General features: G+C 62.3%; 3 protein-coding genes and 1 tRNA gene. 1 reads left to right on the top strand and 3 read right to left on the bottom strand.

The features are described 5' to 3' along the window. From K789_RS0120945 to K789_RS0120935, 3 genes are all read right to left on the bottom strand, one after another. Positions 1-196, bottom strand: a 196-nt coding sequence (locus K789_RS0120945) for a hypothetical protein (RefSeq protein WP_029705571.1), incomplete at its 3' end; no start/stop codon positions are given. A 15-nt stretch (positions 197-211) separates the two neighbouring features. Beyond that, on the bottom strand, positions 212-1,285 hold the full coding sequence (locus tag K789_RS23745; RefSeq protein ID WP_237739656.1) for an MFS transporter: 1,074 nt from the start codon (positions 1,283-1,285) through the stop codon (positions 212-214). A gap of 1,449 nt (positions 1,286-2,734) precedes the next feature. Further along, positions 2,735-2,816 (bottom strand) — tRNA-Leu (locus tag K789_RS0120935). A 205-nt stretch (positions 2,817-3,021) separates the two neighbouring features. Between K789_RS0120935 and K789_RS0120930 the strand changes: the two genes are divergently transcribed. Further along, positions 3,022-3,627, top strand: coding sequence for an ANTAR domain-containing response regulator (locus K789_RS0120930; protein ID WP_024368455.1), 606 nt, complete (start codon positions 3,022-3,024; stop codon positions 3,625-3,627). Positions 3,628-3,633 lie beyond the last annotated feature (6 nt).

Here is a 3,633-nt window from a genome sequence, read left to right as displayed (position 1 = left end):
CCCCGCCGTGCCGGGAGAACCCGGTGTCGACGACGACGGTACGTTGCCCGTTGCGGATTACCCAGAAGAAGTAGTCCATGTCCACGGGCTCATCAGCCGTTTTGTAGATGTGGAAGTTCAGGTACACGTCGCTCTTCACTGTGGATCGGGTACCGAACTTCACAATGCTGACTTGATACGTATCGCTGTGCGTCATGCTCGTAATCCTCGCTTAGGCGGTGACTTTGTCAGCCTCGACCGGCCCGGGCGTCTTCGCGTGCCAGTCGATCTCGTCGCTGAAGATATCCTGCTTGCTGCTCTCCGGGAGCCACTTGAGCAGGACCACCAGGGCGATCAGGGCGATGAAGACCTGGAAGAAGGCCGGTGCGATGGGGTTGCCGGTGCTGGAGGCCAGGAACGCGCCGATGTAGGGTCCGGGGCCGGCGATGAAGGCGAGGGCGATGTTGAAGCCGATCGCGCTGCCGGTGGCCCGGGTGGACGCCGGGAAGAGCTCGACGAGCATGACCACGGTGGTCACGGAGACCAGGCACTGGATGGCGCCCAGGAGGACCAGGCCGAGGATGATGAGGGCCGGGTTGCCGGTGCTCATCAGCAGGAAGACCGGGATGGGCAGCAGGACGTAGCCCACCGTGCCGACGAGGTTGGGGATGCGCCGGCCGTACTTGTCCGAGATCATGCCGGCGATGGGGCAGAAGACCATGTAGATCAGCAGGCCGATGGCGCTGAGCATCAGGGCGTTCGGGCGCTGGATCTTGAGGGTCACTTCGAGGTAGTTCACGACGTACGTCGCCAGGTAGTAGTAGCCGAGGCCCTGGACCGCCGCGAAGCAGATGGTCAGGCCGACGGCCTTGAGGTTGCGCTTGAGCTTCGGCGCGGGCACCGAGGACGACTCGCGGGTCTTCTTGATTTCCTTGAAGACCGGGGTGTCGTCCAGCCGGAGGCGGACGAACAGGCCGACCAGGGCCAGAGGTGCCGCGGCCCAGAAGGGGATCCTCCAGCCGAAGTCCATCAGCTGGTCTTTGGTCAGGATGTTGTTGAGCCAAAGGGCGAAGCCGCTGCCGGCGACGGTGGCCAGGGCCGCCGTTGCCGAGATGACGCTGGCGTAGGTGGCGCGGCGGTTGCGGGGGGCTCCTTCAATCAGGAAGGCGGCGGAACCCGTCCACTCTCCGCCGGCGGAGAGCCCCTGGATGCAGCGCAGGAGCACCAGCAGCAGCGGGGCGGCGACGCCGATCGCGGCGTAGGTCGGAATGAACCCGATCATCGTGGTGGCCAGGCCCATGGCCAGGACCGAGAAACTCAGGGCCGCACGGCGGCCGTACTTGTCGCCGATCGGCCCGAGGATGNCCCGCCGAGCGGTCGCATAAGGAAGCCGACGGCAAAAACGCCCAGCGATGACAAGAGGGATACCACGGGGTTCTGGTCCGCGAAGAAAAGCTGGCCGATGATGACGGCGAAGAACCCGTACACGGCGAAATCGAACCACTCCATGAAGTTGCCAACGCCAACTGCGAAAGCGGCCTGGCCCAACTTCTTATGCTGCATATCAGCTTCATTGATGCTCACTAGTTACCTCCTCGTAACTCTCGAATGGGGCGGCCGCGACGTTGCGATGGCTCCCTAAAAAGATTGTACGACAATCGTACAGTCTGTCAATAGGGCCGATCTTGGTTCTCCCGTTCCCTTCCCGTCTGGCACCCCGAACCATCTGACGCGTTCGAGTGGATACTCCGGATACGCTTCGAATCGCATCGCTGGCATCCGGCGGCCGGGGCATGGCAGGACGCCCCCCCAACTGCGCGTGCATCCTCCCTTCGAGGCCCAATAGAAAGTCCGGCGCACTCTCTTCACCGCTTGGACGCTTGATCAGAGAGGCAGGAGAAACACCGGACAAGCCAAAGGACGGTCCTCAACGGAGTCATACCTCGATAGCGCGACCTGTTTCTAGGTTCGTCTGAGGAGACGGCACTGGCTCCGTTGACGCCACCCTACTGCCGCGGCGGACTCCCCGTGTGATACGCCCTTGTATCGACCGCCTCGACCGCCTCGACCGCCTCGATCGCACCGGCCGATCGGTTAAGATCCGGTCTGGGTCGTCGCCGTGCTGCACGCCCAGCATGCGTTGACGCCTGGGAGGCCGAGATCATCGGGATCTGATTGAGGGCAACGTGGCCAGCTTCCACTGCCAGAATAGAGAGGACAGCGATGCCGGATACCCAGAATCCGGATGCGGCGGTGACGGGAAAAATGATGGCTGCGGCGGCGGGGTAACTGGTGGGAGGCCATGGCAGCAAAGCCCACCAGTTCCTGCAATCGCTCGCGATGCCGGCCCGCCTACCGACTGGCCAGGCTCAGCGAGCTCATGATCAACTCCGGATCGGCTGCCATGTCATGCAGTTCCCTCCGCATCCCTGCATGAACAGGTATCAGAACGGAAAATCCGGACCAGCCGCAAACCCAAGGTCGATCGAACGAATAATCAGCAAATCATGTCGTGCGCGGCCGTGGCCACCATGAAGTGGTGAACGCAAAACTCAAGGGAAGGACGGACAAGGATGAAAACCCAGAAAAGGGACCACAAGGCGGTACCCGGTCCGCCGTAGGCAGCCGCTCCCCCAACGCAACCGAATAGGTCTATCCGAGACCCCACACACCCGGAACATCAGATCAGAGGCGAGAGTGTGCACACTGTCCACACGAAAAAACACCAAAAAGACTCTGAACTGGAAAAACACTGTGCCCGAGGTGGGACTCGAACCCACACACCTTTCGATACCGCATTTTGAGTGCGGCGCGTCTGCCAATTCCGCCACTCGGGCGCGGAGTACACCGGTGTCATAATCGCCCAGCCACAGTGCTGTGAGCAACGCGATCGCTTCCAGTGCGCGAAATTACTCTACATGCAGATAGGCTGAATTCCAGAATCGCGCCAGTGACGCCGCATCGAACATAACCGGTCCCAGTACAGCAGCGGTGACAACCTAAGATGGTCCAGTCCCCGCCGTACCTTTCCAAGGAGTTCCCGTGTCAGAACAGACGGAGTCAAACCCCACGTCCAAGCCGGCGCGCCGCGTGGTTGTCGCCGAGGACGAGACCCTTATCCGGCTAGACATCATCGAGATCCTGCGGGGCGAAGGCTATGACGTCGTCGGCGAAGCGGACAACGGCGAGAAGGCCGTGCAGCTCGCCGAGGAACTCAAGCCGGACCTCGTCCTGATGGACGTCAAGATGCCCGTCATGGACGGCATCTCCGCTGCCGAGAAGATCGTCAAGGCCCGGATCGCCCCCGTGGTCCTGCTCACCGCGTTCAGCCAGAAGGAACTCGTCGAGCGCGCCCGCGACGCCGGCGCCATGGCCTACGTGGTCAAGCCGTTCACGCCCGCAGACCTCATCCCCGCACTGGAGATCGCGCTCTCCCGGCACGAGGAAATCAAGGCCCTCGAAAGCGAAGTGACCGACCTGCAGGAGCAGTTCGCCACCCGCAAGCTCGTGGAGCGCGCCAAGAGCCTCCTGACCACCAAGATGGGCCTGACGGAGCCCGAGGCATTCCGCTGGATCCAGAAGACGTCCATGGACCGCCGTCTGAGCATGCGTGAGGTTGCCGAGACCATCATCAACCAGGTCAACTAGTCCGGC

The sequence above is a fragment of the Arthrobacter sp. TB 26 genome (genome assembly GCF_000427315.1).
GTDB lineage: Bacteria > Actinomycetota > Actinomycetes > Actinomycetales > Micrococcaceae > Arthrobacter.
The sequence above is the reverse complement of the archived record's forward strand: the minus strand, read 5'-3'. Positions and strand labels throughout refer to the sequence as shown.